Raw genomic sequence first — 25,298 nt, 5'->3', positions numbered from 1 at the left:
CCTGATCCCGGCTGCTGGGAGGCTACGCTGCACTCATGCTGCGTTCTGTCATCCTCGCCGCCGCCAGGTCATCGAAGATCGAGCGCCTCGTCGGCACCGCGCCCGTGTCCCGGTCGCTCGTGCGCCGCTACGTCGCGGGCGAGACGACGGCCGAGGCGGTCGCCACCACCCGCGCGCTCGCCGCCGACGGGCTCCTCGCCACCCTCGACTACCTCGGCGAGGACACCGTCGTCGTCGAGCAGGCCGACGCCACCCGCGACGAGTACCTCGGCCTCCTCGCCGCCCTCAAGGGCGAGGGCCTCTCCAAGGCCGCCGAGGTCAGCGTCAAGCTCTCCGCGCTCGGCCAGCGCCTCGACCCCGAGCTCGCCTACGACCGCGCCCGCGAGATCTGCGAGGCCGCCGCCGACGCCGGGACCACCGTCACCGTCGACATGGAGGACCACACGGTCACCGACTCCACCCTGGAGATCGTGCAGCGCCTCCGCGAGGAGTTCACGCTCACCGGCGCCGTCCTCCAGGCGTACCTGCGCCGCACCGAGGACGACTGCAAGGCCCACGCCGTCGCCGACTCCCGCATCCGCCTGTGCAAGGGCGCCTACAAGGAGCCCGAGTCCGTCGCCTACCAGCGCAGCCTCGACGTCGACCGCTCCTACGTGCGGTGCATCAACGCCCTCATGGCCGGGGACGGCTACCCGATGCTCGCCACCCACGACCCGCGGCTCATCGAGATCGGCGTCGACCGCGCCCGCTGGTACGACCGCGACAAGGACTCCTTCGAGTTCCAGATGCTCTACGGCATCCGCACCTCCGAGCAGCTGCGCCTCGCCTCCGAGGGCTACCGGATGCGCGTCTACGTCCCCTACGGCGACCAGTGGTACGGCTACCTCATGCGCCGCATGGCCGAGCGCCCCGCGAACCTCGCCGTGTTCCTCCGCTCACTGTGGACCAAGTCTTAGCGAATTCACATCCCGGCCGGGACGGCGGAGGCCGCCCCGGCCCGGGTGAGCTGCGCCGCGACCGGTGGACGCCCGGTGCACGGCGCGCATTCGCGGCTCGCGCGACTAGCGAACGGCGACTACAGTTGCGAACGTGACTCAAGCCCCCGAGGACTTCCCCCCGGCATCCCCCGAGCAGCCCGCCGCCGAGCCGCAGGCGGCGAACCCGCCCGGCCCCGCCGCGCCGCTCGTGCCCGGACAGCGCGGCGCCTCCGACGCGCCCCGCGCCGCCGCGCCCGGGCCCGTCCTCCCGCAGGCCGAGAACGCCGAGACCGCGCTCCCGCAGCCCGCCCCCATGCCGCCGATGATCGAGCCCACGCAGCCGCCGTCGGCGCTCCCGGTCGACATGGCGCCCCCCGGCATGATGCCGCCCGGCGCCCCCCAGGGCGCCCCTGGCATGGCTCCGCCGGGAGCCGTCCCGCCCGGCTACGGCCATCCTGGGCAGATGCCTCCCGGACAACTCCCCCCCGGCGTCGGGCCCGGCCCGATCCCCGTCTCCGCCATGCCCCCCTGGCCCGGCGGCCCCGCGGGCTACTACGCGCCCCGCCCCGAGCCCAAGCGCAACCGCCTCGCCACCGTCCTCATCGTCGTCGCCCTCGTGGCCTCCTCGGTCTTCGCCGGCGCCCTCGTCAACGGCTGGCGCCCCGGCTTCGCCGACAACCCCACCGGCACCATCGACGGCCTCGCCGTCGAGCCCGGCGAGGGCACCGTCCCCAGCCCCGACGCCGACGCCCCCGCCTCCGAGATCCTCGCCTACCTGCGCGAGCAGGCCCAGCTCGTCCTCGACGCCCAGTCCGAGTCGCTCCTCAACGGCAGCCTCGACGGCTGGCTCGCCGCCTACGACCCGACCCTGCACACGCAGATGACCGGCCGGTACGACTCGCTCACCTCCATGCAGGTGTCCCGCTTCGACTACCAGATCGCCTCCGGCCCCATCGAGGACGCCTCCGGCGCCGTCCCCCTCTACGACATCTCGATCGCGCTCTCCTACTGCTTCGTCGAGCCCGCCGAGACCTGCAAGGCCGCCGACATCGTCTTCGACACGCGCTGGCGGGCCGACGACGACGGCATGCGCATGATCGAGGTCCAGAACTCCGAGTTCGGCGAGGGCCCCCACCCGTGGGAGGTCACCGACCTGGTCGCCGCCGTCGGCGAGCGCACCGTCACCGCCGTCCCGGTGTCCATGGAGGCCCGCCTCGACGAGGCGCTCGCGGTCTCCGAGGCCGCCGCCGAGAACGCCGACCAGTGGGCGTACTGGGAGAAGCCCGACCGGTACGTCATCTACATCGCCTCCGACGAGGAGTTCGACACCTGGTTCGGCGGCATGTGGGACTCCGAGGACGTCCTCGGCTTCGCCCTGCCGCTCAACGGGACCGTCGACGGCGAGCGCCAGCCGTCCACGTACGCCACCGTCATGGGCGTCGACCGCACCGGCTGGGGCGAGGGCCTCACCTCCGTCATCCGCCACGAGCTCGGCCACGCCGTGACCCTGTGGGCCGCGCCGTCCGAGCGGTACGCCGACGACACCTGGTGGATGGTCGAGGGCGTCGCCGAGTACATCGACCACGGCGACCGGGCCCTGGAGGACTACGACCGCATGTGGGACGTGCGCGACTACGTCGCCCAGGGCGGCTGCGCGGCCGACATCCTCCCGCCCGACGAGGACGACGACACCCTCGCGGGCTCCGGCAAGTACGGCTGCGGGTTCCTCGGCGTCCACTACATGATCGAGACCTACGGGGTCGACGCGTTCGCCGAGTTCTTCGGGCTGACCGCGCGCGAGGGCACCCCCGCGGTCGACGCCGCGCAGACCGTCTACGGAAAGGACTACGCGGCGATCATGGAGGAGATTACGGCGTTCATTGCCCAGACCGTGTGAGATCGGGTGTTGCCGGGTGGCGCGGACTGCCGTAACATGAGCAACATCCCAATCGAAAGACATCAACGTCACGCTTCGTGACGACCGACTTGTTTCGGTTCATAGGGCATTCGCGTCCACCGCACCTCTAACACATCACACAACCCCACGTCCTTGCACAGGCAATAGTGCTCGCAACAGCCCTCGACAGAACGGTGAGACACATGAGCGAACCCGGGGACCTCCTCGACGAGGTCAAGTTCTTGACGGTGACGGAAGTGGCCGAGTTGATGCGCGTCTCGAAGATGACGGTGTACCGGCTCGTCCACAACGGTGAGATCGCGGCGGTGCGGGTGGGGCGCTCCTTCCGCGTCCCCGAGAGCGCCGTGAAGACCTACCTCTCCGAGGCCCTCCAGACGGACGAGTGACCCCGCTCGGCCAGTCCCGGCCCCGCCACGCGCGAGCTGTGACGGGGCCTTCGCACGGACTCGCCCGGCGAGGGGGCCGCCGGGGGGACGGGCTAGGCTGGTCGGGCTCTAACTATCGTCTAGTCAACACCTGTGAGGAAGCTCTATGGGCTCGGTCATCAAGAAGCGGCGCAAGCGCATGGCGAAGAAGAAGCACCGCAAGCTGCTCCGCAAGACCCGCGTTCAGCGTCGCAAGCTCGGCAAGTAACCGAGGCGACCGGCTTCCGAGCACCTGCGGGTAGGCTGGGCTGCATGCCAGAGTTCGATGCCGTGTTCGCCTTCGATGTCCGGGGCGTGATCTCGCAGATCATCGGGTACGGAGCAGCGCTCCTGTCCTTGATCGCCGTCATCCACTGCGCAGTGCAGAAGCCCGAGGCGTTCAACGCCGTCGGCACCCTCTCGAAGGGCACCTGGCTCGGGCTCCTCGTCGTGAGCCTCGTGCTGGCGCTCCTCTTCGGCGGCTACGGCCGGCTCAACCTGTTCGCACTCGTCGCCATCGCGGCGGCACTGGTGTACCTCCTGGACGTCCGCACGGGCATCAAAGACATCGGCGGCAGCACCTACTGAGGTGCGCTCTCGCGCCGGAGCGATCCGACTTGCGGAAAGCCGCGCCAGCGGATGCTGGCGCGGCTTTCGGTGTGCTCGCCGCCGGTTCGAGTACCTGACGGCGCCCGGTTCTAGTACCTGACGACGCCGCGGGCCATCTCCCGCAGGCGCGCGACCCGCTGCGCCGTCGGCGGGTGCGTCGAGAACAGGCTCGCGAGCCCGCCCCCGCGCAGCGGCGACTCGATCATCAGGTGCGACTGCTCCGCGATCCGGCTGTCCGCCCGCGCGGGCATCCGGTCGACCCCCGCGGAGATCTTCTCCAGCGCGCTCGCGAGCGAGAGCGGGTCACCGGTGAGGCGCGCGCCGTCGGCGTCCGCCTCGTACTCGCGCGAGCGCGAGACGGCCATCTGGATCAGCCCGGCCGCAACCGGCCCGAGGATCATCGTCAGCAGCAGCACGAGCGGGTTCGGCCGGTCCTCGTCGTCGGAGGCGAAGAACGGCAGGAACATCGCGAGGTTCGCGAGCATCGTGATGATCCCCGCGAGCGCGCCCGCGACCGACGAGATGAGGATGTCGCGGTTGTACACGTGCGACAGCTCGTGCCCGATGACGGCCCGCAGCTCGGCGGGCGTCAGCAGGCGCACGATCCCCTCGGTGACCGCGACCGCCGCGTGCTGCGGGTCGCGGCCCGTCGCGAACGCGTTCGGCTGCATCGTCGGGGAGACGTACAGCCGCGGCATCGGCTGCCCCGCGCGCTGCGCGAGCTCGCGCACCGTCGCGTACAGCTGCGGCGCCTCCGCTTCGGACACGGGCCGGGCCCGCATCGCGCGCAGGGCGATCTTGTCGGAGTTGAAGTAGGCGTAGGCGTTCATGCCGACCGCGATCACCGCGGCGATGAGGACGCCCGTGGAGCCGCCGAAGGCGTAGCCGATGGCGATCACGATCGCCGACATCGCGCCGAGCAGCACCGCCGTCTTGAGGCCGTTGTGGTGCTTCATGGTGGTTGGGTTTCCCTCCTTGTGGGAAAAGCAACGTCCTGGTTACGGCCAGTATTTCTGGACGAACTGGGAATTCACCGAGAAACGGACGTGAAGTCCAACACCAGCTGCGGCGCCAGCGACACGGCAACGAGGGCCAGGGCGGCGATGGTCAGCGCGACCGCGTACCGCCGCGGAACGGCCCCTGACCTGCCCGTGAGCACCGCCCGCGCCAGCGGCAGGTAGTACGCGAGGCCGACGACCGCCCCCGCCGCGACCACCACCGCCAGCCACACCGCCGACGACGCGAGCACTTCGAGCACCGCGACCTTCGCCACCGTCCCGGCGAGCGCGGGCGGCAGCCCCGCCAGCCCGACCACCGCGAACAGGAACACCGACGCCGGCAGCGGCGCGGCCTTCCACAGCCCGGCCAGGTCGGCGACCGCGCCGCCGTCCCCGGTGCGCACGGCCGTCAGCGCCGCGAACACCCCGGCCTCCAGGAGCACGAAGAACACCGCGTACGCGAACGCCGCCGAAGCGGCCGCGTCCACGTGCTCGCGGCCCGCGGCGGTCGCTATCACGGCGAGCGGCGCGAGCGCGTATCCGGCGTGCGCGATCCCCGACCAGGCCAGGAGCGGCACGGTGCGGCGCTGCACGAGCGCCCCGAGGTTCCCGACCGCGATCGAGGCGACCGCGAGGACGGCGACGACGATCCCGGCGCTCGCGGTGCCCCGCAGGCCGAAGGCGACGACCCAGACGATCGCGACGGCGCCGCCGAGTTTGGAGGCGCTCGCGAGGTAGGTGGCGATGGGAAGCGGGGCGCGTTCGAGGACGAGCGGCGCCCAGGCGTGCAGGGGCGCGGCGGCGAGTTTGAAGGCGAGCCCGGCGAGGAGGAGCGCGGTCCCGGCGGCGGCGAGGCCCGCGTGGGCGTCGCCGAGTGCGGCGGCGAGCCCTTCGAGGTGGACGGTTCCGGTGGCGGCGTAGAGGAGCGCGGCGCCCATGAGGGCGGTCGCGGAGGAGGTCACGGAGGCGATGAGGAAGGTGGTCCCGGCTTCGGCGCCGTCGCGGCCGGGGCGGGTGACGAGGACGTACAGCGGGAGCGTGAGGGTCTCGACGGCGACGACGAGGGTGATGAGGTCGCGGGCGCCGGCGAGCGCGATCCCGCCTGCGGCGGAGGCGGTCAGGAGGAACCAGTACTCGCCGGGCCGCCTGCCGCTGACGGCGGCGACGAGGAGGGCGAGGGCGGCGAAGAGGGAGGCGGCGCCCATGGCGGCGTCGTCGGCCACGTAGGAGTGCCACTCGCCGACGGCGAAGGCGGCGCGGTCGGGCCCGAGTCCGATCCAGACGGCCGCCGCGGAGGCGGCTCCGAGCCCGATCATGGTGGCGGCCTTGGCGAACCGGCCGGTGAACAGGGCGGCTACGGCGGTGGCCGCGGCGAGGTAGAGCGGCAGCATCGCGGCGTGGTCGATCGCTTGGGCGCGCATCAGAGGTGGCCTTCCGCGAACAGGGCCAGGAGCGGGCCGGGGACGAGGCCGAGGAGGAGGGTCCCGGCGACGAGCGGGGACCAGACGGCGGCTTCGGCGGCGGAGACGTCCCCGATGCCGAAGGCCGCGGGCGCCACGGGCCCGTGACTGACGTGCTTGAGCATCCGCAGCAGGTAGGCGGCGGCGAGGAACGCGCCGAACGCGGCGGCCGCGGCGAGGAGGAGCCAGGCGCCGCCGCGTTCGGCCGCGGCGTACACGGTGAACGCCTCGCCCCAGAACCCGGCGAGGCCGGGCAGGCCGAGGGAGGCGAGCGCGGCGAACCCGAGGAGCCCGGCGAGCGCGGGCGCGGCGAGGCGCAGGCCGCCGAGGGCGGTGAGGCTGCCGGTGTGGGTGCGGGCCTTGAGGGCTCCGGCGAGGAAGAACAGGAGCGGGGTGACGAGGCCGTGCGCGAGGTTCCCGAAGAGCGCGGCGCGCAGGCCCGCTTCGGTGCCGGCGGCGAACGCGAGGACCACGAATCCCATGTGGCCCACCGAGGAGTACGCGATGAGGCGCTTGAGCTCGGGCAGGCGCAGGCACACGAGCCCGGCGACGACGATCCCGAGCGCGGCGAGCACGGCGAGGACGGGCGCGGCGTCGGCCGCGCCTCCGGGCGCGAGGCCGCCCGCGACGCGGATGAGGCCGTACGTGCCGAGCTTGAGGAGGACTCCCGCGAGGAGGACCGAGCCGACGGTGGGCGCGGCGGTATGCGCGTCGGGGAGCCAGGAGTGCAGCGGCCACAGCGGGGCCTTGACGGCGAACCCGATCGCCAAGAGGGAGAACACGAGCAGCGACACGCCACTGCCGACACCCCCTGCGGCGATGATGGCGCCGAGGTCGGCGGTCCCGGTGTCCGCGATCGCGACGAACAGCCCGGTCGCCATGAGCAGCGACCCGGCGATGGTGAACAGCGCGAACTTCGCGGCGGCCCGCCGCCGGGTCCGCGGGTCCCCGAACCGGTGCACGATCGCCCACATCGGCAGCAGGACCGCTTCGAACGCGATGAAGAACAGCACGAGGTTGTCGGCGAGGAACACGAGCGTCGACGCCGCCTGCACCGCCAGCAGCAGCGCGGTCAGCACGGGCGACTGCCACCCGTCCCGCTCCTCCCCGCCCGCTCCGGAGGGCACCCCGTGCACCGGCGCCGCCGCCAGGGGAGGCCCCCCGATTTCAACGCTACCCGCACCATCCTGAAGGGAACCTGAAGCGCCCGTGGCAACCTGAAGGTGACCTGAAGTCGCCGGACCGGCGGCGTGCACACCAGACACCGGGTCCCCGCCGCCGGGGGACCCCCCGTTTTCAACGCTACCTGCGGGTTGCTGAAGGGGAGCTGAAGCGGGCTGAAGGGAAGCTGAAGCGCTCGCCTGGTCGGCGCCGTAGAGGTCGGCGGCCCGCTGTTCGGCGCCGACGGCGTTGTGGAGGCAGCAGAGGACCCCGAGGAGCGCGGTGAGGAGGGCGAGGGTCCAGGAGACGCCGTCGACTGCGAGCGCGAAGTCGAGGTGGAGCGAAGGCGCCCAGGGGATCGCGAGGCGGTGCCACCAGGTCGCGCCGTCCCCGGCGATGAGCGCGCCGGTGTCGCGCCCGACCGGCAGCAGCGCCACCGCGGCGAACGCCAGCCCCGCCGCCCCGGCCCCGATCCAGTGCGCGTAGGGCTTGCGCCGCAGCCCCCACACCGCGAGCGCCCCGACCGCAGGCAGCGCCGCCGCCAGCACCAGCATCAGTTCCACAGGCCCACTCCGATCGCGACCGCGGCGACCACGAGGGTTCCGGCGGCGCTCAGGCGGAGGTAGCGGACCAGGCCGCCGCGGTGGCCCTCCGCCGTGTGCTCGGCCGCGGCGAGGGTCGCCCGTGCGGACCCTTCGACGGCGCCGCCGTCGACCAGGCGCACGTCGAGGGTCGTTGCGGCAGCGCTCAGAGCGGCCGCGGCGCCGCGGGTCGCCTTGGCCGCGAGGCGTTCCGCGTACAGGCCCTCGGCGAGCGCGCCTCGGGCGCGGCCGAGAATTCGGGCCGGGTCGCGGTCGGGGACCGGTTCGCGGGCGCGGCCGTCGCGCCACCAGGAGTCCGCGACGATGGCGATGCCGCCGAGCGTGGCGAGCAGCAGCAGCGCCATCAGGTCCCCGTGGAGCTCGGGCACCTCGAAGGGCCCAGCGTAGTAGAGGGCACCGACAAGCACCGTCGCCGCCGTCAGCGCCCACAGGCTGAACGACTCCGCGCGCGGCACCGCGGGCAGCGCCGCGGGCCCCGGGCCGCGCCAGAACAGCAGCAGCCACAGCCGCGTCGCGTACGCCGCGGTGAGGATGCTCGCGCCGACCCCCGCCCAGAACACGACCACCCCGGCCGGGGTCCCGGCCTCGTAGGCCGCGCCGAGCACGGTCTCCTTCGAGTAGAACCCGCCGAGCGGCGGCAGGCCCGCCATCGCCGCGAGGCCGATCGTCATGGCCCAGAACGCGAGCCGCGAATCGCCCGGCCGCAGCCGCGTCGCCCGCAGCGACCCGTCCGTGCCCGCCAGGGCGATCACCACGCCCGCGGTGAGGAACAGCAGCCCCTTGAACGCCGCGTGCGCCACGAGGTGGAACAGCGCCGCGTCCCCGGCGGCGACCGCCACGGCCGCGAACATGAAGCCGACCTGCGACACCGTCGACCACGCGAGAACGCCCTTGACGTCCCGCGCCGCCAGCGCGCACAGGCCCGCGCCGACCATCGTCACCGCCGCCACGACCGCGACCGCGAGCAGCAGGTCCGCGGGCCACGCGGGGAGGAGCCGCGTGAGCACGTACGCGCCCGCCGCGACCATCGTCGCCGCGTGGATCAGGGCGCTCACCGGCGTGGGCCCGGCCATCGCCGGGGGCAGCCAGATCTGGAGGGGGAACTGCGCGGATTTCCCGATGCAGCCGAACAGGATCAGGAGCATCGCGAGCGCGGGCGCGTCGTGGATCTCGCCGATGCGGAAGGTGCCCGCGGCGACGCCGGTGATCATGACGCCGAGGACGAACGCGACGTCCCCGAACCGGGTCACCAGGAACGCCTTCGCGGCCGCGCCCGGCGCCTGCGGGAGCTTCGCGTAGTGGGCGATGAGGAGGTACGAGCAGGCGCCCATGACCTCCCAGCCGATGAGGAGGAGCACGAGGTCGTCGGCGGCGACGACGAGGAGCATCGCGGCGCAGAACAGGTTCACCTGGGCGGCGAACGGCGCGTAGCGCGGGTCGTCGCGCAGGTACGCGGCCGAGTAGAGCTGCACGAGGAGCGACACGAACCCGGTGGCGAGCGCGACGGCGCACGCGCCGGGGGCGAGGTCGAGGGCCGCGGTGGCGGTCACGGAGCCGAAGTCGGCGAGCGCATAGGACGACTGCGGGTTCGCGAACGAGACGGCCGCGGCGCACGCTAGGGCCGCGCCCGGCCCGGTGTAGGCGAGGGCTACGGCGAGGTCCCTGCGGCGCACCAGGAGTCCGGCGAGGCCTGCGGCGGCGGGGGCGGTGATGAGGAGCCAGGCGAGGGCGGTCACCGGGGCACCCGCCGCTCCGCGGCCCCGTCGGCGGTCCCCTCGGCGGCGTCGTCTTCGGGGAGGCCGTCGGTGTCGATGGAGGCGCGCTCGCGCCACAGGTTGAGGACGAGCGCGAGGCCGACCCCGACTTCGGCGGCGGCGATGACCACGATGAACAGTGCGAAGCTCTGCCCCGTGTGGGAGCGGACCACGAGGTCGGTGGTGACGAGGACGAGGTGGACGCCGCCGAGCATGAGCTCGGCGGCGGCGAGCTGGAGGACGGCGTTGCGGCGCGTGAGGACGCCGTAGAGGCCGATCGCGAAGAGGCCCACGGCGATCAGGTATCCGATCAGCGGATGCACTGGGTCCTCCCCGGCGGGAGGGGATCGGTCGATCGGGGCCACATGGCCCCATCTTGGACCACGGGGCCTGCGAAAGTCCAGACCCGGGGCCGTGTCGATCCGCCTGAAACGGAGCACCGGGACGCGGGGAGCGCCCGGTAGGCCCCACCGGCCACTCGGACCGCGCCCGTTCGTCTGGTCCGCGCTCGTTCACCGCGGATTCACCGGACGGACGCCCGGAAGTCCCCTTCGATTCGGCGCAGGGTCGCGAGGCGTCTCTACGCTGCCGAGGTACCAGAGACCCTCCTCATTGATGCGAGCATGTCCACAATCACCGAGCCGTCCCCCGTCCGCACCGCCACAGCCACGGCCCGCCGCGACACCGGGTTCCGCCCCGAGGTCGAGGGACTGCGCGCGGTCGCGGTGCTGCTCGTCGCCGTCTACCACATCTGGTTCAACCGCGTCTCCGGCGGCGTCGACGTCTTCCTGTTCCTCACGGGCTTCTTCATCACCGCGTCCCTGACGCGCTCGGTCGAGCGTTCCGGCGGCGTCCGCGCCACGCATTTCCTCACGCGCCTGGCCCGCCGGCTCCTGCCGACGGCCGCGGTCGTCGCGGCCGGGACGCTCGCCGCCGCGTACCTGTGGCTCCCGAGCTCGCGCTGGCCCGCGGTCTTCGACGAGACCATCGCCTCACTGCTGTACTACGAGAACTGGGCGCTGGCGGCCAAGGCCGTCGACTACCTCGCCCGCGACGGCGCCCCGAGCCCGCTCCAGCACTTCTGGTCCCTGTCGATCCAGGGCCAGTTCTACCTGATGTGGCTGGTGCTCGTCGCGTTCGCGGCGCTCCTGGTCCGCACGAGAGGGGTGCGCCTGCGCGAGGCGGTGTTCCTGCTGTGCGCCATGGTGTTCGCCGTGTCGCTGACGTACTCGCTCGTCACCACCGACACCCGGCAGGCGTGGGCGTACTTCGACACCGGGGCGAGGTTGTGGGAGCTCGCGTTCGGCGGCATGTTCGCGCTCGCTCTCCCGTACCTGCGCCTGCCGGTCGCACTCCGGGTTCCGCTGGGCTGGTTCGGGCTCGCCGCGCTCCTGTCGTGCGGCGCCCTCCTGGACGTCTCGACCCTGTTCCCCGGCGCGATCGCCCTGTGGCCGGTCGGCGCCGCGGCCTGCATGATCCTCGCCGGGGCCACCGGCCTGCCGTACGCCGTCGACCGGCTGCTCACGTGGAAGCCCGTGATGCGCCTCGGCGCCTGGTCGTACGCCCTGTACCTGTGGCACTGGCCGATCCTCGTGGTCTACCTGCACCGCAGCGGGAAGGAGACCGCGACGCTCGCGGGAGGGGCCGCGGTGCTCGGCCTCGCGCTCGTCCTGGCCGCCCTCACCACCTGGCTGGTCGAAGGCCGCGTCGCCGCCTTCGCGAAACGCTTCCCGGGCCGCCGCTGGTCCTTCGCGACCGCGTCGGCGTTCGCCGTCCCGCTCCTCGCGGTGACGCTCGCCGCCCAGCACGTCTACTTGCAGCGCAACGAGTCCGCGGACGCGGATCTCGCCGCGCTGGCCGCCGACCGGGAGACGTACCCGGGGGCGGCCGTCTTCACCGACCCCGCCCTGGCGGCCTCACTGCCGGAGGCGCCGTTCATCCCGCCGCTCGACAACGTCCTGGACATGCCGCTCATCTACGACGACGGCTGCGACGCGGGGCTCGACGGCTCCGAGGCCACGCCGTGCTCGTACGGGGACCCGGACGCCGAGCATGTGATCGCGCTGGTCGGCGGCTCGCGCATCGGCCACTGGTTCCCGGCCTTCCACGAGGCCGCCGAGAACGCGGGCTGGCGCCTGGTGTCGCTCACGAAATCGGGCTGCCAGTTCTCGACCGAGGCGCCCCGCAACGACGACGCCGACCAGGCCGCCTCCTGCGTCGAATGGAACGGCCAGGTCGTCGACATCCTGGACGAGCTGCGCCCCGACCTGGTCGTCACTTTGGCCACGCGCGCGTTCCCCGAGGGCGAGAACGCCTACCCGGGCTTCGCCGACCGCTGGAGCACTCTCGACGAGCAGGGGGTCCAGGTTCTGGCCCTGCGCGACCTGCCGCGCCTCGACGAGCCGCTCCCCGAATGCCTTGAGCAGCACGAGATCGCGGAGTGCACGTCGTCGGTGGCGACCTCCCGGACCCTCGGGGATCCCGCGGCCGCCTACTCCGACGTACCGTCCAATGTAGTCTTCGGGGATCTCGTCGAGTACGTGTGCCCCGATGGCGTCTGCCCGGCCGTCATCGGGAACATCCTGACCTTCCGCGACCACTCGCACTTGACGGCGACCTTCTCGGCGACACTCGCGCCGTACGTCGAGGACCTAGTCCGCGAGACCACCGGCTGGGAGTAACCAGTCCTCGCGGCGGCGCTCCATGCCGTCGAGGATGAGGTCGAGGCCGATCGCGAACTCCTCGCCGTAGGCGTACCCGGGCTTCAGGGCGTGCTCGACGGCGATCTCGACGAGGTGCGGGAACATGCCCTCCGCCTGCGCCATGATCCCTTCGGTGAGCGCGGCCATGTCGTCGCCGCCCGCGGAGTCGAACGGCAGCGCGGCCTCCTGGATCGCGAAGCCGTACACGTAGCTGTCGAGCAGCGAGATGGCATGGGCCGCACCGGCGACGGAGAAGCCGTCGGCGCGCAGGCACCCGAGCACGGCGTCGTGGTGGCGCAAGGTGGCGAGCCCGGCGTTCACGCGCGAGTCCATGAGGCTGACGGCCCACGGGTGGCGGCCGAGCGCCGCCCGCATCGACCCGGCCCGGCGCCGCATCCCCTCCCGCCACGGCTCGCCCTGCTCGGGCAGCTCCACTTCGGCGAAGACGAGGTCGACCATGCCGTCGAGGAGCTCGTCCTTGTTCTTGAAGTGGTGGTAGAGGGCCATGGCGCGCACGCCGAGGCGCTCGGCGAGCCTGCGGGTGCTGGGGACGTCGCCGCCCGCGGCGTCGGCCATGTCGACGGCGGCGCGCAGGACCTTCTCCCTGCTCAGCGAGCCGCGGGCCGAGCCCGCGGCGGGTTCGTCGGTCACGTTCCGCTCCTGTCCATCCGCCGTACTTTACACCGTACAGTTTTCCTGTACAGTGTAAAGGAGCAAGTACCCTTCAACAGCGCACTCTTCAACCCAGGAGCACGTCATGGAACCCATCCCGCAGACCGGCGTCGGCAAGAAGGTCTGCATCGTCGGCGCCTCAGGCAAACTCGGCCGCTACATGGTGCGGCACGCGCTCGACCGCGGCTACGAGGTCGTCGGCGTCTGCCGCGAGAAGAGCGTCCGCAAGCTCGACGACTTCGCCGGGCGCATCACCGTCCACGGCGCGTTCACGAACGACCGCGACGTCATCGAGCGCGCCGTCGACGGCTGCGACGCCGTCCTCACCGTCCTCGTCCCCTGGGGCGTCCACGACTACGCCTCCGGCACCGCCAAAGCCGTCATCGACTTCGCGAAACCCGGTGCGCGCCTGGTCTTCTCGTGCGGCTGGCACATCACCCGCGACGGCCAGGACAAGTACAAGCGCGGCATCAGGGCCGCCGTGGCCTTCGCGAAGCTCATGAAGCTCACCCGCCTGGTCGACATCGCCGACCAGTACCGGGCCACCGACCTGATCTTCAACTCCGACACCCGCTGGACCGTCGTGCGCGGCAGCGACCTCGAAGAAGGCGAGAGCCAGGGCCTCCCCGTCTGGAGCCGCCACGTCGGCGACCCCGTCCTGGAGAGCAACCTGACCCGCCGCACCGACTTCGCCCTGTTCATGGTCGCCGCCGTCGAAGACGACGCCCTCGTCCACGAGGCCCCCGCCATCAACGGCCGCCTCACGCCCTCAGCGCTCGCCCACGCCTCGGAGGCGGCCTAGCGCAGCAGCAGGTCCGCCAGGGCGAAGGCGAACAGCGCCACGGCGACGAAGCCGTTGGCGGTGAAGAAGGCCCGGTTGACCTTCGAGAGGTCGTCGGGGCGGACGATGGAGTGCTCGTAGACCAGGGCGGCCGAGACGAGGGCGAGGCCGATCCAGTAGAGGAGGCCGAAGCCGTTGAGGAGGCCGAACCACGCGAACAGGGCCACGGTGACCACGTGCGCGACGGAGGAGGCGTGGAGCGCGGCCTTCACGCCCCACCGCGCCGGGGTCGAGTGGACGCCGATCACGCGGTCGATCTCCACGTCCTGGCACGCGTAGATCAGGTCGAACGCGCCGATCCAGAGCCCCACGGCCGCACCGAGGACGATCGCCGGGCCCGAGCCCGCGAACGTCCCGGTGACGGCCAGCCACGCGCCCACGGGGGCGACCATTTGGGCGAGGCCGAGGACCGCGTGCGGGTAGTTCGTGAACCGCTTCGCGTACGGGTAGACGACGAGCGGCGCCACGGCGAGCGGGCTCAGGTAGAAGCACAGCGGGTTCAGGAAGAACGCCGCGGCGAGGAGCGCCGCGAGGCTCACCGCGCAGCCCCAGTACGCCGTCCGCAGCGAGACCTTCCCCGTGACGAGCTCGCGCTGCGCCGTGCGCGGGTTCTGGGCGTCGATCCGGCGGTCGATGATCCGGTTGGCGGCCATGGCGAGCGTGCGGGCCGCGACCATCGCCACGGTGACCAGGACCAGGTCGAGCCAGGAGAACGCGTCCTCCAGGCGCATCACGGTGAGCGTCGAGAGGTACGCGAAGGGCAGCGCGAACACCGAGTGCTCGAAGGCGACGAGCTTCAGGAAGTCCCTGACCGGGTTCGGGCGGGCGGCGGTGTCAGTCAATTCCGTATTCTTTCCAGCGTCGGTCCACAGTGGCCTTCACGGACGCGCTCATGCGCATCGCCTCCGGCCAGCCGCGCGTGTAGCCCTCCTCGGGCCACTTCGCGGTCGCGTCGATCCCCGCCTTGCCGCCCCAGAACTGGTGGTACGACGCGTGGTCGAGGTGGTCCACCGGGCCCTCGGTCAGCAGCAGATCCCGCGAGTAGTCCACGTTCCCCAGCGCGCGCCAGGCCACCTCGCGGTAGTCGTGCACGTCGCAGTCCGCGTCCACGACCACGATGAGCTTCGTCAGGCTCATCATCTGGAGCCCCCAGATCGCGCTCATCACCTTCTGCGCCTGTTTCGGGAACTTCTTGTCGATCGAGACGATCACGCAGTTGTGGAACACCCCCGCGGCCGGCATGTCGTAGTCCACGATCTCCGGGATCATGATCTTGACCAGCGGCAGGAACGTCCGCTCCGTGGCCTTCCCCAGCCCGTGGTCCTCCTGCGGCGGCGCCGAGGTGATGATCGTGTGGTAGATCGGCTTCCGCCGCATCGTCATCGCCTCGACGTGCATCACCGGGAACGGCTCCACCGGCGTGTAGAACCCCGTGTGGTCCCCGAACGGCCCCTCCGGGAGCCGCTCGCCCGGCTCGGCCCAGCCCTCCAGGACGATCTGCGCGTTCGCCGGGACCTGGAGCGGCACGGTCAGGCAGTCGGTCATCTCGACCCGCTCGCCCCGCAGGAACCCCGCGAACAGGTACTCGTCGATGTCCGGCGGCAGCGGCGCGGTCGCTGCGTACGCCATCACCGGGTCCGCGCCGATCGCGATCGCCACCGGCAGCCGCTCCCCGCGCTTCTCGGCCTCCGCGTAGTGCGACGTCGAGTTCTTGTGGATCTGCCAGTGCAGGCCGATCGTCCGCTCGTCGTGCTGCTGGAGCCGGTAGAGTCCCACGTTCCGCTTCCCGGTCTCCGGGTGCTTGGTGTGGGTGAGCCCGAAGTTGTGGAAGACCCCGCCGTCGCCGGGCCACACCTGGAGGCCCGGGAGGATGTTCAGGTCCACGTCGTCCCCCGTGAAGACGACCTCCTGGCACGGCGCCTTCTTGACCCGCTTGGGCGGCACCGACTTCAGCTGCATGAGCTTCCCGAGGCCGTCGCGGATGCCCGCCCAGCCCACGGGCAGCTCGGGCTTGGCGAGCTCGCCGATGCGCTGGCCGATCTCGTCGAGGTCGCCGACGCCGAGGGCCTTCGCGGTGCGGGAGGTGGTCCCGAACAGGTTGATCGCAAGGGGGATGTCGCTGCCCGCGGGCCGCTCGAACAGGAGCGCGGGGCCGCCGTCGCGGACCACCCGCTGCACGATCTCGGAGATCTCCAGGTGCGGGTCGACCTCCGCCGAGATCCGCTTCAGGTCGCCGTCGGCTTCGAGGGCGGCCAGGAACGACTGGAGGTCGTCGTAAGGGAACTTGGGTGCCACGGACCCCATTCAACCACCCGGGGCCGGGAGGGCCCGGCGAGGCCGATGCGGAGTGAACACGGTCCTTCGCGCGGAGTTCACAGGACTGTCGCACCCCGGCGGTAGGATTCCGTGTGATCTACTTAACGATACGGTACCGTATCGTTTCGGAATGACGTAGAGTCGTCACCAACACCAGGCCGCGCCTTGCGAAGCCCCAGGCTCACGAGCACGCGCCACCCGCGCCCGGGACGTCACAAGTCCCGCCCGCGGATCGTCATGAAGAGACGACAAGACACCACCCGCGGTATCGGCGCCGCGGCGACATCTCCGCACCGCCAGGTGCGATCGCAGAAATGGAAACCCTGTGAGCGAAACCCGTTCCGTTCCGGCCCCAGCGGCGGGAACCGACGACGACCACGGCCACCCCCGCAGGTGGGCGATCCTGAGCGTCCTCGTGCTCAGCCTCATCGTGGTCGTCCTCGACAACACCGTCCTGAACGTCGCGATGAAGACCCTCGCCGACCCCGAGCAGGGCGTCGGCGCGACCCAGAGCGACCTCGCCTGGATGATCAACTCGTACACGCTCGTCTTCGCGGGCCTCCTGTTCGCCTCCGGCGTCATCGGCGACCGCCTCGGACGCAAGCGGATGCTCCTGGCCGGCCTCGTCGTCTTCGGCGTCGCCTCCCTGCTTTCCGCCTACGCCTCCACGCCCGACCAGCTCATCTGGTACCGCGCCCTCATGGGCGCCGGCGCGGCCATCATGATGCCCTCGACGCTGTCGCTCCTGCGCAACGTCTTCTCCGCCAAGGAGTTCCCGAAGGCCCTCGGCATCTGGACCGGCGCGGTCGGCATCGGCGGCGCCATCGGCCCGATCGTCGGCGGCGCGCTCCTCGACCACTTCTGGTGGGGCTCGGTCTTCCTCATCAACGTCCCGATCGTCGTGTTCGGCCTCATCGCCATCACGATCCTCGCGCCCGAGTCCAAGGGCAGCCAGGCCAAGGCCGACTTCGTCGGCATGGCCCTGTCCATGATCGGCCTCGTCAGCCTCACCTACGGCATCATCGAGGCCGGCGACGCCGGCTCCTGGACCGGCATCGAGGTCTGGGGCACCATCGCCCTCGGCGTGCTCATCCTCGTCGGATTCGTCCTCTGGGAGCGTCGCATCCCGCACGCCTCCCTCGACATGAAGCTGTTCAAGAGCACCCGCTTCTCCGCGTCCTCGGCGATCATCACCCTCACGTTCTTCGGGATGATGGGCCTGATGTTCTTCATGACCTTCTACCTCCAGATCATGAAGGGCTACTCGCCGCTGGAGACCGGCCTGCTGTTCCTGCCGTTCGGCGCCTCCATGCTCGTCTTCGCGCCGCTGTCGAACACGCTCGTGAACAAGTTCGGCGCCAAGGCCGTCGGCATCGTCGCGATGCTCCTAGTCATCACCAACTTCACGGTGACCGCGCTCGTGTTCGAGGCCGACACCTCCGTGTGGGTCGTCATCGGCCTGTTCTTCATCACCGGCGCCGGCATGGCCAACCTCATGCCGCCCGCGATGAACACGCTCATGTCCTCGGTCCCGCGCGAGAAGGCCGGCGTCGGCTCCGCCCTCGCCAACACGCTCCGCCAGGTCGGCGGCGCGCTCGGCGTGGCCGTCCTCGGCACGATCATGGCCCAGGTCTACCGGACCCAGATCACCGACGCCGCGCCGCAGCTGCCCGACGCCGCCCGCGAGTCCTACGCGTCCACTTACGGCGCCTTGGAGACCGGGGCGATCCCGGCCGACGCCGCCGCCCAGGTCGCGCAGGCCGCGAACGACTCGTTCATCCACGCGCTCCACACCACCGCGCTCGCCGCGGTCGCCGTGGGCGTGGTCGGGCTGATCATCATCGCGCTGTTCTTCCCGGGGAAGCGCCGCGCCGAAGGGTCCGAGGCCCCCGCCGAAGCGGCCGAGCCCGCGCTCGTCGAGGTCTGAGGGACAATCGAGTCATGCGACCCGAGCTCCGCGATGCGACCGCCCACCACCGGGCCCCTGCGCCGACGACCCCCGCCAAGGGCCGCCCACGCAGCCAGGCGGTGAGCGAGTCCATCCTGGAAGCGGTGCTGGACCTCATCGCGGAGCACGGGAACGTCACCGACGTCAGCGTCGAGGGCGTCGCGGAGCTGTCGGGCGTCTCGAAGGCCACCATCTACCGGCGCTGGTCCTCTAAGGAGGAGCTCGTCGCCGCGGCCTTCGAGAGCATCAAGGCCCCTGCGCCGGAGGGGATCCCGCACACCTCGCTGCGCGACGACCTCATCTTCCTCGGCAACAATATGCGCCGCACCTACGGCCCCCGCGACATGAAGGTCGTGCGGTGCATGATGACGGTGTTCCACGAGGACCCGGAGTACAAGCGCCACCACGACCGGCTCGTGGAGCTGCGGCGCAAGTACGTCAGGGACACCTTCGAGTACTGGGCCGAGCGCGGCGAGGTCGCGCCGGACCTCGACCTCGACCTGGCGGTCGCGATGTTCACCAGCCCGCTCCTGACGATCTTCGTCTACGGGCAGTACTCGCACCTCCAGGCCGACGACACCGTCGAGCGCTTCGTCGACAACCTCCTGCGCGGCCTCGGCGGCCCGCTCTGCGAGACCCGCAACCCGTAAGGGACGCAAGCAGACACACTGCGGCCCCGGCCGGTCGAACGACCGGCCGGGGCCGCAGTGCGTCGCACTTGGTTTTGCGACCGGGCCCCGCCGTCCCGCGGGGCCCGGTCTCCGGAAGGAACCGAGGATGTGGTCTGGGGGCCCGGCGATCCGCCTCCCGGAACGCCGGGCCCGGTACTGCGCCCTTAGTTGACGGGCGGGTAGGCGTTCTCAAGCAGCTCCTGGCTGTGCTTCCTGGTTCCAGGAGCTGCTGGCGGCCCGATTAGTTCACCGGCGGGTAGGCGTTCTCCAGCAGCTCCTGGAACTGCTCAGAGGACCAGTGGCCCGACAGCGGCATGTTGTCGCGAGCCCCCGAGGGGTTGTTGCCGTTGCGGATGTTGCCCCCGTAGTCCGGGTCGCACATCTCGTCGAAGCCCTTGCCCTCGTCGTTCGGGATCTCCTCGGACGCGCCGTCCGACTCGCCCGGAGGCTTGATCCACACGTAGGCGTCGATCCAGGGCTCCGGGTCGGCCTGCGGGCGCTCGCCGAGGCCGGCGCCGGCCTGGTTGCACCAGTTGCCCTTCTGGAACCGCTGGTCGATGCGGGATTCGTCCACGAAGGTCACCGGGTCGTTCGAGGTCGACGGGCCGGTCGGGCGGTAGTCGCCGCCCCAGCCGTTGCGGCTGGTGTCGATCAGCATGCCGATGTCGGAGTTGAACCCGTTGTCGATGAGCTCCTCGCGGAACGCCTCAGTGAAGTCCTTCTCGTTGTTGAAGTCGTTCCAGTCGACCCACGGCAGGTTCCCGTTCTGGTTGAGCGGCTGCCCGCCGACGACCTGGTCGACCGCCCAGTAGGGCTCTTCGAGGACCGAGTAGTTCGCGGTGTTCGAGATGAAGCCGTGGACGTCGTCCGCGGTCATCCCGTTCTCCCCGATCAGCGAGCCGAACAGGGCCGCCGCGGCGTGGAAGTTGTCGTACTGCGCGTTCGTGTCGCCCCAGCCGATCCAGCCGTGGTGGCCGGCGTCGATGTAGTTGTACGTGTTCGGCAGGGCGCCGAGCTCCGCCGTGGCGTACGAGACGCCGTCGACGTAGTTGCCGTTGGCCTTCATCGTGTCGCAGTTCGCGGTGGCGGTGGCCCGCGGCGAGACGTTGGTGACCAGGTTCGGCAGCGAGTCGATCTCGATCACGTTGACGATCTTCAGGTCGGCGTACTTCGCCTGGCCCATGATGTCGACGATCGGGTCGATGTACTCGCTCTTGTACTCGTCGATCTCGCCGGCGGCGAGCTCGCCGTTGGAGGCGAGCGCGGCGCAGTCGCGACCGGGCAGGTTGTAGATGACGACCTGGATGACGTCCGCGCCCTGCGCGAGCGCCTCGTCCAGGTGGTCCTCCAGGCCCATGGTGCCGGTCGTGGGGGAGCCGTTGCCGTAGATCGCGCTCGTGCGGTCCAGCCACACGCCGGTCGGCTCGTCCGCCACGGCGTCGCCGCCCGGCTCGGCCGCGGCCCGCGCGGACCACTGCGGGTTCACGTACACCTGAGCGCCCGTGTACGGGTTGTCGACCTTGTCGCCGCCGCCCGGGTTGCCGGTGGGGTCGTCGGAGGTGGGCGGCTCGCTCGTGGGCGGCTGGGTCGTGCCGTTGCAGACGTCGCCGTTGATGGTGAACTGCGCCGGGGTCGCCGAGGAGCCGGAGCCGATGAAGCCGAACACCTCCTTGCTCTGGCCGGAGGCGATGGAGCCGTTCCAGCCGACGTCCTTACCGGTGAACGAGGTGCCGCTCTGGGTGTAGCTCACGTTCCAGGCGCTGGAGACCGTGGTGCCCGAGGGGAAGTTCCACTTCAGCTCCCAGCCGTTGATCGGCTCCTGGGCGGTGATCGTGACGTTGGCCTGGAAACCGGAGCCCCAGCTGCTGACGACCTTGTAGTCGACCTTGCAGCCCTCTTCGGCGAGTGCCTGGTTCGCCGAAGCGAAGGTCAGCCCGGTGGCGGCGAGCGCGGCGACCGCGACGCCGGTGATGGCCAATCTCCTTCGTTTCTTAGGTACTTGCATGTTTCGATGTCCTTCGGGGTTGAAGGGCCGCAACCGCGCAGCCCGGAACGGGTGTCCATCGAGGGAAGCGCTCCCAAGATGTGCATTGATAATCTCCGATATATAGATGGGCTGTCAAGAGGTCCGGCTGGATATTTCGCGCATGGGAGGGCACGGGCCACCGCTTTCACGGCCGACCGGCCGCCCGGCAAGCGCTTGAATCAGTGAAAACGCTCCCGCGGAAACGCGAAGGGGAGCTTAGAAAAAGTTCGCGGAGGAGGACGCGCGGCGGCGGGGCCGCGCTCACGCGCGGCCCCGCCGTTTCCTGCGGGCGGAGTGCCGGTCCGCCCTGTCCCCGCCTAGCTCACCGGCGGGTACGCGTTCGCCAGCAGCTCGGCGAACTGCTCGGAGGACCAGTGGCCCGACAGCGGCATCTCGCCGCGCGCGCCGCTGGGGTTGTTGCCGTTGCGGATGTTCCCCTCGTACGCGGGGTCGCACATCTGGTCGAAGCCCTTGCCCTCGTCGTTCGGGATCTCCTCGGAGGCGCCGTCCGACTCCCCGGGCGGCTTGATCCACACGTAGGCGTCGATGCCCGCCTCGGGGCTGGCCTGCGGCCGCTCGCCCAGGCCCGCGCCGTCCTGGTTGCACCAGTTGCCCTTGTTGTAGCGGGGGTCGATGCGCGACTCGTCGACGAAGGTCACCGGGTCGGTCGAGGTCGACGGGCCCGTGGGCCGGTCGGGGCCGCCCCAGCCGTTGCGGCTGGTGTCGATGAGCATCCCGATGCTGTCGTTGAAGCCGTTGGACACCAGCTCGTCCCGGAACGCGGTCGAGAAGTCGATCTCGCCGTTGTAGGCGTTCCAGTCGACCCACTTGACGTCGCCGTTCTGGTTGAGCGGCTTGCCGCCGACGACCTGGTCGACCTCCCAGTAGGGCTCTTCGAGCACCGAGTAGTTCGCAGTGTTGGTGATGAACCCGTGCACGTCGTCGGCGGTCATGCCGTTCTCGCCGATGAGCGAGCCGAACAGCGCCGCGGAGGCGTGGAAGTTGTCGTACTGCGGGTCGTCGTTGGTCCACCCGATCCAGCCGTGGTGGCCCGCGTCGAGGTAGTTGTAGGTGTTCGGCAGCGCACCGAGCGTCGCGGCGGCGTAGGAGACGCCGTCGACGTAGTTCCCGTTCGCCTTCATCGTGTCGCAGTTGGCGGTCGCGGTGGCCCGCGGCGAGACGTTCGTGACCAGGTTCGGCAGCGAGTCGATCTCGATGACGTTGACGATCCGCAGATCCGCGTAGGCCGGGTCGCCCTGGATCTCGGCGATCGGGTCGATGTACTCGGTCTTGTACCGGTCGATCGCGTCCGCGGGGAGCTCGCCGTTGGAGGCGAGCGCGGCGCAGTCGCGTCCCGGCAGGTTGTAGATGACGATCTGGATGACGTCCGCGCCCTGGGCGACGGCCTCGTCGAGGTGGTCGCGCAGGCCCATGGACCCGGTGGTGGGGGAGTCGTTCCCCTCGATGGCGCTGGTGCGGTCGAGCCACACGCCGGTCGGCTGGTCGGCGATCGCGTCGCCGCCCGGCTCGGCCGCCGCGAGGGCCGACCAGACGGGGTTGACGTAGACCTGCGCGCCCTCGTAGGGGTTGTCGACCTTGGTCTGCTGGGCCTCGACGGGCTCCTCTGCGCCGGCCGTGGTCACCGCCAGGGCGCTGACGGTCGCGGCGGCGGCCGCCGCCGCGCCGAGCGCCACCAGTCTCCTGGGGCCGCTGTGGTGTCTGCTTCGGTTGAGCGTCATGTGCCTTCCCTTTGCTGGTCGGGGCTGGGGAACGGCTCCGCGTGTACCGGGTGTCCACGGAAGCGCTCCCAACATCACATCGAAGTTTGCCTATGTATCACAGTGATGTCAAGGGCTTCACGACCGGAGAATCCAGAAAAGTCAGATTGGCGGCATAGATGGCGACTCAGGGTATTGGTCCGACTGCAAAGAGTGGGCAATTGCCCTAAAAGGAACAAATCAGGTCCGATGTGGATATAGACCGGCGATTCAGGGCAAGCGAAAAGCCGGTCCGTTCGCGCGTCCCCCTCCGGCCCGAAGGCCGCGGTGCGCTGCGCTGGACCGGCTTGTGCCAGGCAGATGTGCTGATTGGCGGCCGCTCTCGGCGGCCCGGCGGCGTGCTGCCGCGCTATGACTGGGCGTTCCCCGATTCGAACGTGGCCTGTGCTCCGGCGTCCCCTTCGAGCAGGGCCCGGACCTCTGACTCGCGGAACCGACGGTGGCCGCCCGGCGTGCGAATGCTCCCGATCCTGCCCGCCGCGGCCCATCGCGTGACCGTCTTCGGATCCACGCGGAACAGCGAGGCGACTTCGCCGGGTGTCAGTAGGCGGTCCTCGGTCTCCATGATTTCTTCCTCCCCGTGATGAAGACTCACTTCGTGCGTTAAACCCATTACACCACTATTCAGTCAAACCTGCCATGAGTTCTTGGACATACTTTCGGTCGGTAGGTATTGCCTGAAAGTACCACGCGTATGTCAACGGCGCTCTGAGCTGATTCCTTCGCTCTAGGAGTTCCCGGGTATGAGGTAGGCACAGGACCCAAGATGCAACTCCCGTTATCCTCATGGAGTGGACGAGATCGACCGGACCATCGTGAACCTGCTGCGCACCGACGGGCGGACCTCTTACGCCGAACTGGCGCGCAGGGTCGGTCTCACCGCGCCCTCGGTGCAGGACCGCGTCGTGAAACTGGAGCGCAACGGCGTCATCGCAGGCTACAAGGCCGTGATCGACTCCGAGGCGATCGGACTCGGGATCACCGCCCTCATAGGCATCATTCCCGACAATTCGGCGGACCACCTCGACATCTGCGAACGCCTCCGCGCCATTCCGCAGATCGAGTCGTGCTATTTCCTCGCCGGGGTCGAGTGCTACCAGCTGAAGGTGCGCGTGCCGAAGATGGCGGACCTCGAACAGCTGATCCATCGGGTCGGCGCGATTCCCGGTGTGGCGCAGACGCGCACGACGATCACGCTCTCCACGAAATGGGAGGACCGGCCCCAGCCGATCCCGGAGGACGGCGGCCTCGATGGAGTCGGTTGACCGCACCCGCGATCGGCTCTGGACCAACTGGGCCATCACCGCCGTCGAGGCCGACGCGAACCGCTCCGCCGACACGCACCTCCTGCCGTTCCCGCTGCCGCCCGAGTGGGGCGTGGACCTGTACCTCAAGGACGAGTCGGCCCATCCGACGGGATCGCTCAAGCACCGCCTCGCGCGGTCGCTGTTCCTGTACGCGATCTGCAACGGCTGGATCGATGAGGGCACGCCCGTCATCGAGGCGTCGAGCGGCTCGACGGCCGTGAGCGAGGCGTACTTCGCGCGGATGCTCGGCCTGCCGTTCACCGCGGTCATGCCCGAGTCCACCAGCCGCGCCAAGATCAGCCAGATCGAGTTCTACGGCGGCAAGGCGCACCTCGTGCGCGAGGCGTCGGAGGTCTGCGCCGAGGCCGAGCGGCTCGCGGCCGAGACCGGCGGGCACTTCATGGACCAGTTCACCTACGCCGAGCGGGCCACCGACTGGCGCGGGAACAACAACATCGCCGAGTCGGTCTTCGAGCAGATGCGCCTGGAGCGCCACCCGGTCCCGGCCTGGGTCGTCGTCGGCGCGGGCACCGGCGGGACCTCGGCCACCATCGGCCGGTACGTGCGCTACCGGCGCTACGCCACGAACCTGTGCGTCGTCGACCCCGAGCACTCGGCGTTCTTCTCCGGCTGGCGCGACCGCGACCCGGAGGCGTCCGCCGCCCGCGGCTCGCGCATCGAGGGCATCGGGCGCCCGCGCGTGGAGCCCTCATTCATCCCCTCCCTCGTCGACCGCATGGTCAAAGTGGACGACGCCGAGTCGATCGCGTGCCTCCGCTGGGCGTCGAAGCGCCTTGGCCGGCCCCTCGGCGGCTCCACGGGCACCAACCTCGTCGCGGCCCTCTCGCTCATCGCCGAGATGCGCGAGGCCGGGCGCGGCGGCAGCGTCGTCACGCTCCTGTGCGACTCCGGGCAGCGCTACGCCACCAGCTACTTCAGCGACGAGTGGGTCGCCGAGCAGGGCATCGACCTCGACGCGGCGGCCGAGCGCCTCGCCCCGATCCTGCCCTGACACTTGTGTTAGCGCTTTCCGCGCGTTACGATACCCGGCAAAACAAATCGAAAAACATCATTACATCGATGCTTGAATGAATCGTTTCACGCCCGCTGCGCGGTTCCCGGCGCGCCGCCGCGGCGGCATCCTCCTCCGTCCC

Annotated in this window: 22 protein-coding genes; 11 read left to right on the top strand and 11 right to left on the bottom strand. The window is 70.6% G+C overall.

Going from position 1 to position 25,298, the window contains the following annotated elements:
• Positions 1-35 precede the first annotated feature (35 nt).
• From WA640_RS04880 to WA640_RS04860, 5 genes are all read left to right on the top strand, one after another.
• On the top strand, positions 36-956 hold the full coding sequence (locus WA640_RS04880) for a proline dehydrogenase family protein (RefSeq protein WP_335986361.1): 921 nt from the start codon (positions 36-38) through the stop codon (positions 954-956).
• A gap of 133 nt (positions 957-1,089) precedes the next feature.
• Positions 1,090-2,874: a hypothetical protein gene (locus WA640_RS04875; protein WP_106364020.1), complete on the top strand. Its 1,785-nt coding sequence runs from the start codon at positions 1,090-1,092 to the stop codon at positions 2,872-2,874.
• A gap of 203 nt (positions 2,875-3,077) precedes the next feature.
• Positions 3,078-3,281: a helix-turn-helix domain-containing protein gene (locus WA640_RS04870; protein ID WP_091031906.1), complete on the top strand. Its 204-nt coding sequence runs from the start codon at positions 3,078-3,080 to the stop codon at positions 3,279-3,281.
• Positions 3,282-3,426: 145 nt separating this feature from the next.
• A complete protein-coding gene (locus WA640_RS04865; RefSeq protein WP_081687713.1) occupies positions 3,427-3,528 on the top strand; it encodes a 30S ribosomal protein bS22 in 102 nt (33 codons plus the stop codon).
• Positions 3,529-3,572: 44 nt separating this feature from the next.
• Positions 3,573-3,887: a DUF2516 family protein gene (locus WA640_RS04860; protein ID WP_106364019.1), complete on the top strand. Its 315-nt coding sequence runs from the start codon at positions 3,573-3,575 to the stop codon at positions 3,885-3,887.
• Positions 3,888-3,997: 110 nt separating this feature from the next.
• Here WA640_RS04860 and htpX read toward each other — a convergent pair whose 3' ends face one another.
• From htpX to nuoK, 5 genes are all read right to left on the bottom strand, one after another.
• Complete coding sequence (gene htpX / locus WA640_RS04855) at positions 3,998-4,864, bottom strand: zinc metalloprotease HtpX (RefSeq protein WP_335986360.1); 867 nt, start codon at positions 4,862-4,864, stop codon at positions 3,998-4,000.
• A 74-nt stretch (positions 4,865-4,938) separates the two neighbouring features.
• Positions 4,939-6,330, bottom strand: coding sequence for a proton-conducting transporter transmembrane domain-containing protein (locus tag WA640_RS04850; RefSeq protein WP_442904686.1), 1,392 nt, complete (start codon positions 6,328-6,330; stop codon positions 4,939-4,941).
• A complete protein-coding gene (locus WA640_RS04845; protein ID WP_335986537.1) occupies positions 6,327-8,081 on the bottom strand; it encodes a complex I subunit 4 family protein in 1,755 nt (584 codons plus the stop codon). Before WA640_RS04845 ends, WA640_RS04850 begins: the two co-directional genes overlap by 4 nt.
• Positions 8,081-9,865, bottom strand: coding sequence for an NADH-quinone oxidoreductase subunit 5 family protein (locus tag WA640_RS04840; protein WP_335986358.1), 1,785 nt, complete (start codon positions 9,863-9,865; stop codon positions 8,081-8,083). Before WA640_RS04840 ends, WA640_RS04845 begins: the two co-directional genes overlap by 1 nt.
• A complete protein-coding gene (gene nuoK / locus WA640_RS04835) occupies positions 9,862-10,206 on the bottom strand; it encodes an NADH-quinone oxidoreductase subunit NuoK (protein WP_335986356.1) in 345 nt (114 codons plus the stop codon). Before nuoK ends, WA640_RS04840 begins: the two co-directional genes overlap by 4 nt.
• 300 nt (positions 10,207-10,506) lie before the next feature.
• On the opposite strand from nuoK, the gene WA640_RS04830 reads away from it, so the two are divergent.
• A complete protein-coding gene (locus WA640_RS04830; protein WP_335986355.1) occupies positions 10,507-12,564 on the top strand; it encodes an acyltransferase family protein in 2,058 nt (685 codons plus the stop codon).
• On the opposite strand, the gene WA640_RS04825 is transcribed toward WA640_RS04830, so the two are convergent.
• Entirely contained in the window at positions 12,535-13,236 is a 702-nt protein-coding gene (locus WA640_RS04825) for a TetR/AcrR family transcriptional regulator (protein ID WP_335986354.1), read from the bottom strand. The genes WA640_RS04830 and WA640_RS04825 overlap by 30 nt on opposite strands.
• Positions 13,237-13,342: 106 nt before the next feature.
• Here WA640_RS04825 and WA640_RS04820 point away from each other — a divergent pair, with 106 nt between their 5' ends.
• Positions 13,343-14,059: an NAD(P)-dependent oxidoreductase gene (locus tag WA640_RS04820; protein ID WP_335986353.1), complete on the top strand. Its 717-nt coding sequence runs from the start codon at positions 13,343-13,345 to the stop codon at positions 14,057-14,059.
• Here WA640_RS04820 and mqnP read toward each other — a convergent pair.
• Together mqnP and WA640_RS04810 are read right to left on the bottom strand one after the other, a co-directional pair.
• A complete protein-coding gene (mqnP, locus tag WA640_RS04815) occupies positions 14,056-14,940 on the bottom strand; it encodes a menaquinone biosynthesis prenyltransferase MqnP (protein ID WP_335986352.1) in 885 nt (294 codons plus the stop codon). The two genes, WA640_RS04820 and mqnP, sit on opposite strands and share 4 nt — an antisense overlap.
• Positions 14,933-16,402: a menaquinone biosynthesis decarboxylase gene (locus WA640_RS04810; protein ID WP_442904661.1), complete on the bottom strand. Its 1,470-nt coding sequence runs from the start codon at positions 16,400-16,402 to the stop codon at positions 14,933-14,935. Before WA640_RS04810 ends, mqnP begins: the two co-directional genes overlap by 8 nt.
• Positions 16,403-16,739: 337 nt before the next feature.
• Here WA640_RS04810 and WA640_RS04805 point away from each other — a divergent pair, with 337 nt between their 5' ends.
• Positions 16,740-18,341, top strand: coding sequence for an MFS transporter (locus WA640_RS04805; protein WP_335986350.1), 1,602 nt, complete (start codon positions 16,740-16,742; stop codon positions 18,339-18,341).
• A 14-nt stretch (positions 18,342-18,355) separates the two neighbouring features.
• A complete protein-coding gene (locus WA640_RS04800) occupies positions 18,356-19,012 on the top strand; it encodes a TetR/AcrR family transcriptional regulator (RefSeq protein WP_106364011.1) in 657 nt (218 codons plus the stop codon).
• 262 nt (positions 19,013-19,274) lie between these two features.
• On the opposite strand, the gene WA640_RS04795 is transcribed toward WA640_RS04800, so the two are convergent.
• The 3 genes from WA640_RS04795 to WA640_RS04785 form a co-directional block, all read right to left on the bottom strand.
• A complete protein-coding gene (locus tag WA640_RS04795; RefSeq protein WP_335986348.1) occupies positions 19,275-21,038 on the bottom strand; it encodes a glycoside hydrolase family 6 protein in 1,764 nt (587 codons plus the stop codon).
• 338 nt (positions 21,039-21,376) lie between these two features.
• On the bottom strand, positions 21,377-22,798 hold the full coding sequence (locus tag WA640_RS04790; protein WP_335986347.1) for a glycoside hydrolase family 6 protein: 1,422 nt from the start codon (positions 22,796-22,798) through the stop codon (positions 21,377-21,379).
• 388 nt (positions 22,799-23,186) lie between these two features.
• Positions 23,187-23,402 (bottom strand): BldC family transcriptional regulator, encoded by a 216-nt coding sequence (locus WA640_RS04785; RefSeq protein WP_091048212.1) that lies wholly within the window; start codon positions 23,400-23,402, stop codon positions 23,187-23,189.
• 226 nt (positions 23,403-23,628) lie between these two features.
• Between WA640_RS04785 and WA640_RS04780 the strand changes: the two genes are divergently transcribed.
• The gene (locus tag WA640_RS04780) at positions 23,629-24,102 is read left to right on the top strand and encodes an Lrp/AsnC family transcriptional regulator (RefSeq protein ID WP_106364008.1); all 474 of its coding nucleotides are present in this window, start codon (positions 23,629-23,631) and stop codon (positions 24,100-24,102) included.
• Positions 24,089-25,156, top strand: coding sequence for a PLP-dependent cysteine synthase family protein (locus tag WA640_RS04775; protein ID WP_335986346.1), 1,068 nt, complete (start codon positions 24,089-24,091; stop codon positions 25,154-25,156). Before WA640_RS04780 ends, WA640_RS04775 begins: the two co-directional genes overlap by 14 nt.
• Positions 25,157-25,298: the final 142 nt, after the last annotated feature.

This window comes from Glycomyces sp. MUSA5-2 (genome assembly GCF_037034145.1).
GTDB lineage: Bacteria > Actinomycetota > Actinomycetes > Mycobacteriales > Micromonosporaceae > Glycomyces > Glycomyces artemisiae.
Note: the sequence above shows the minus strand (reverse complement) of the source record. Positions and strands in the feature narration are given on the sequence as shown.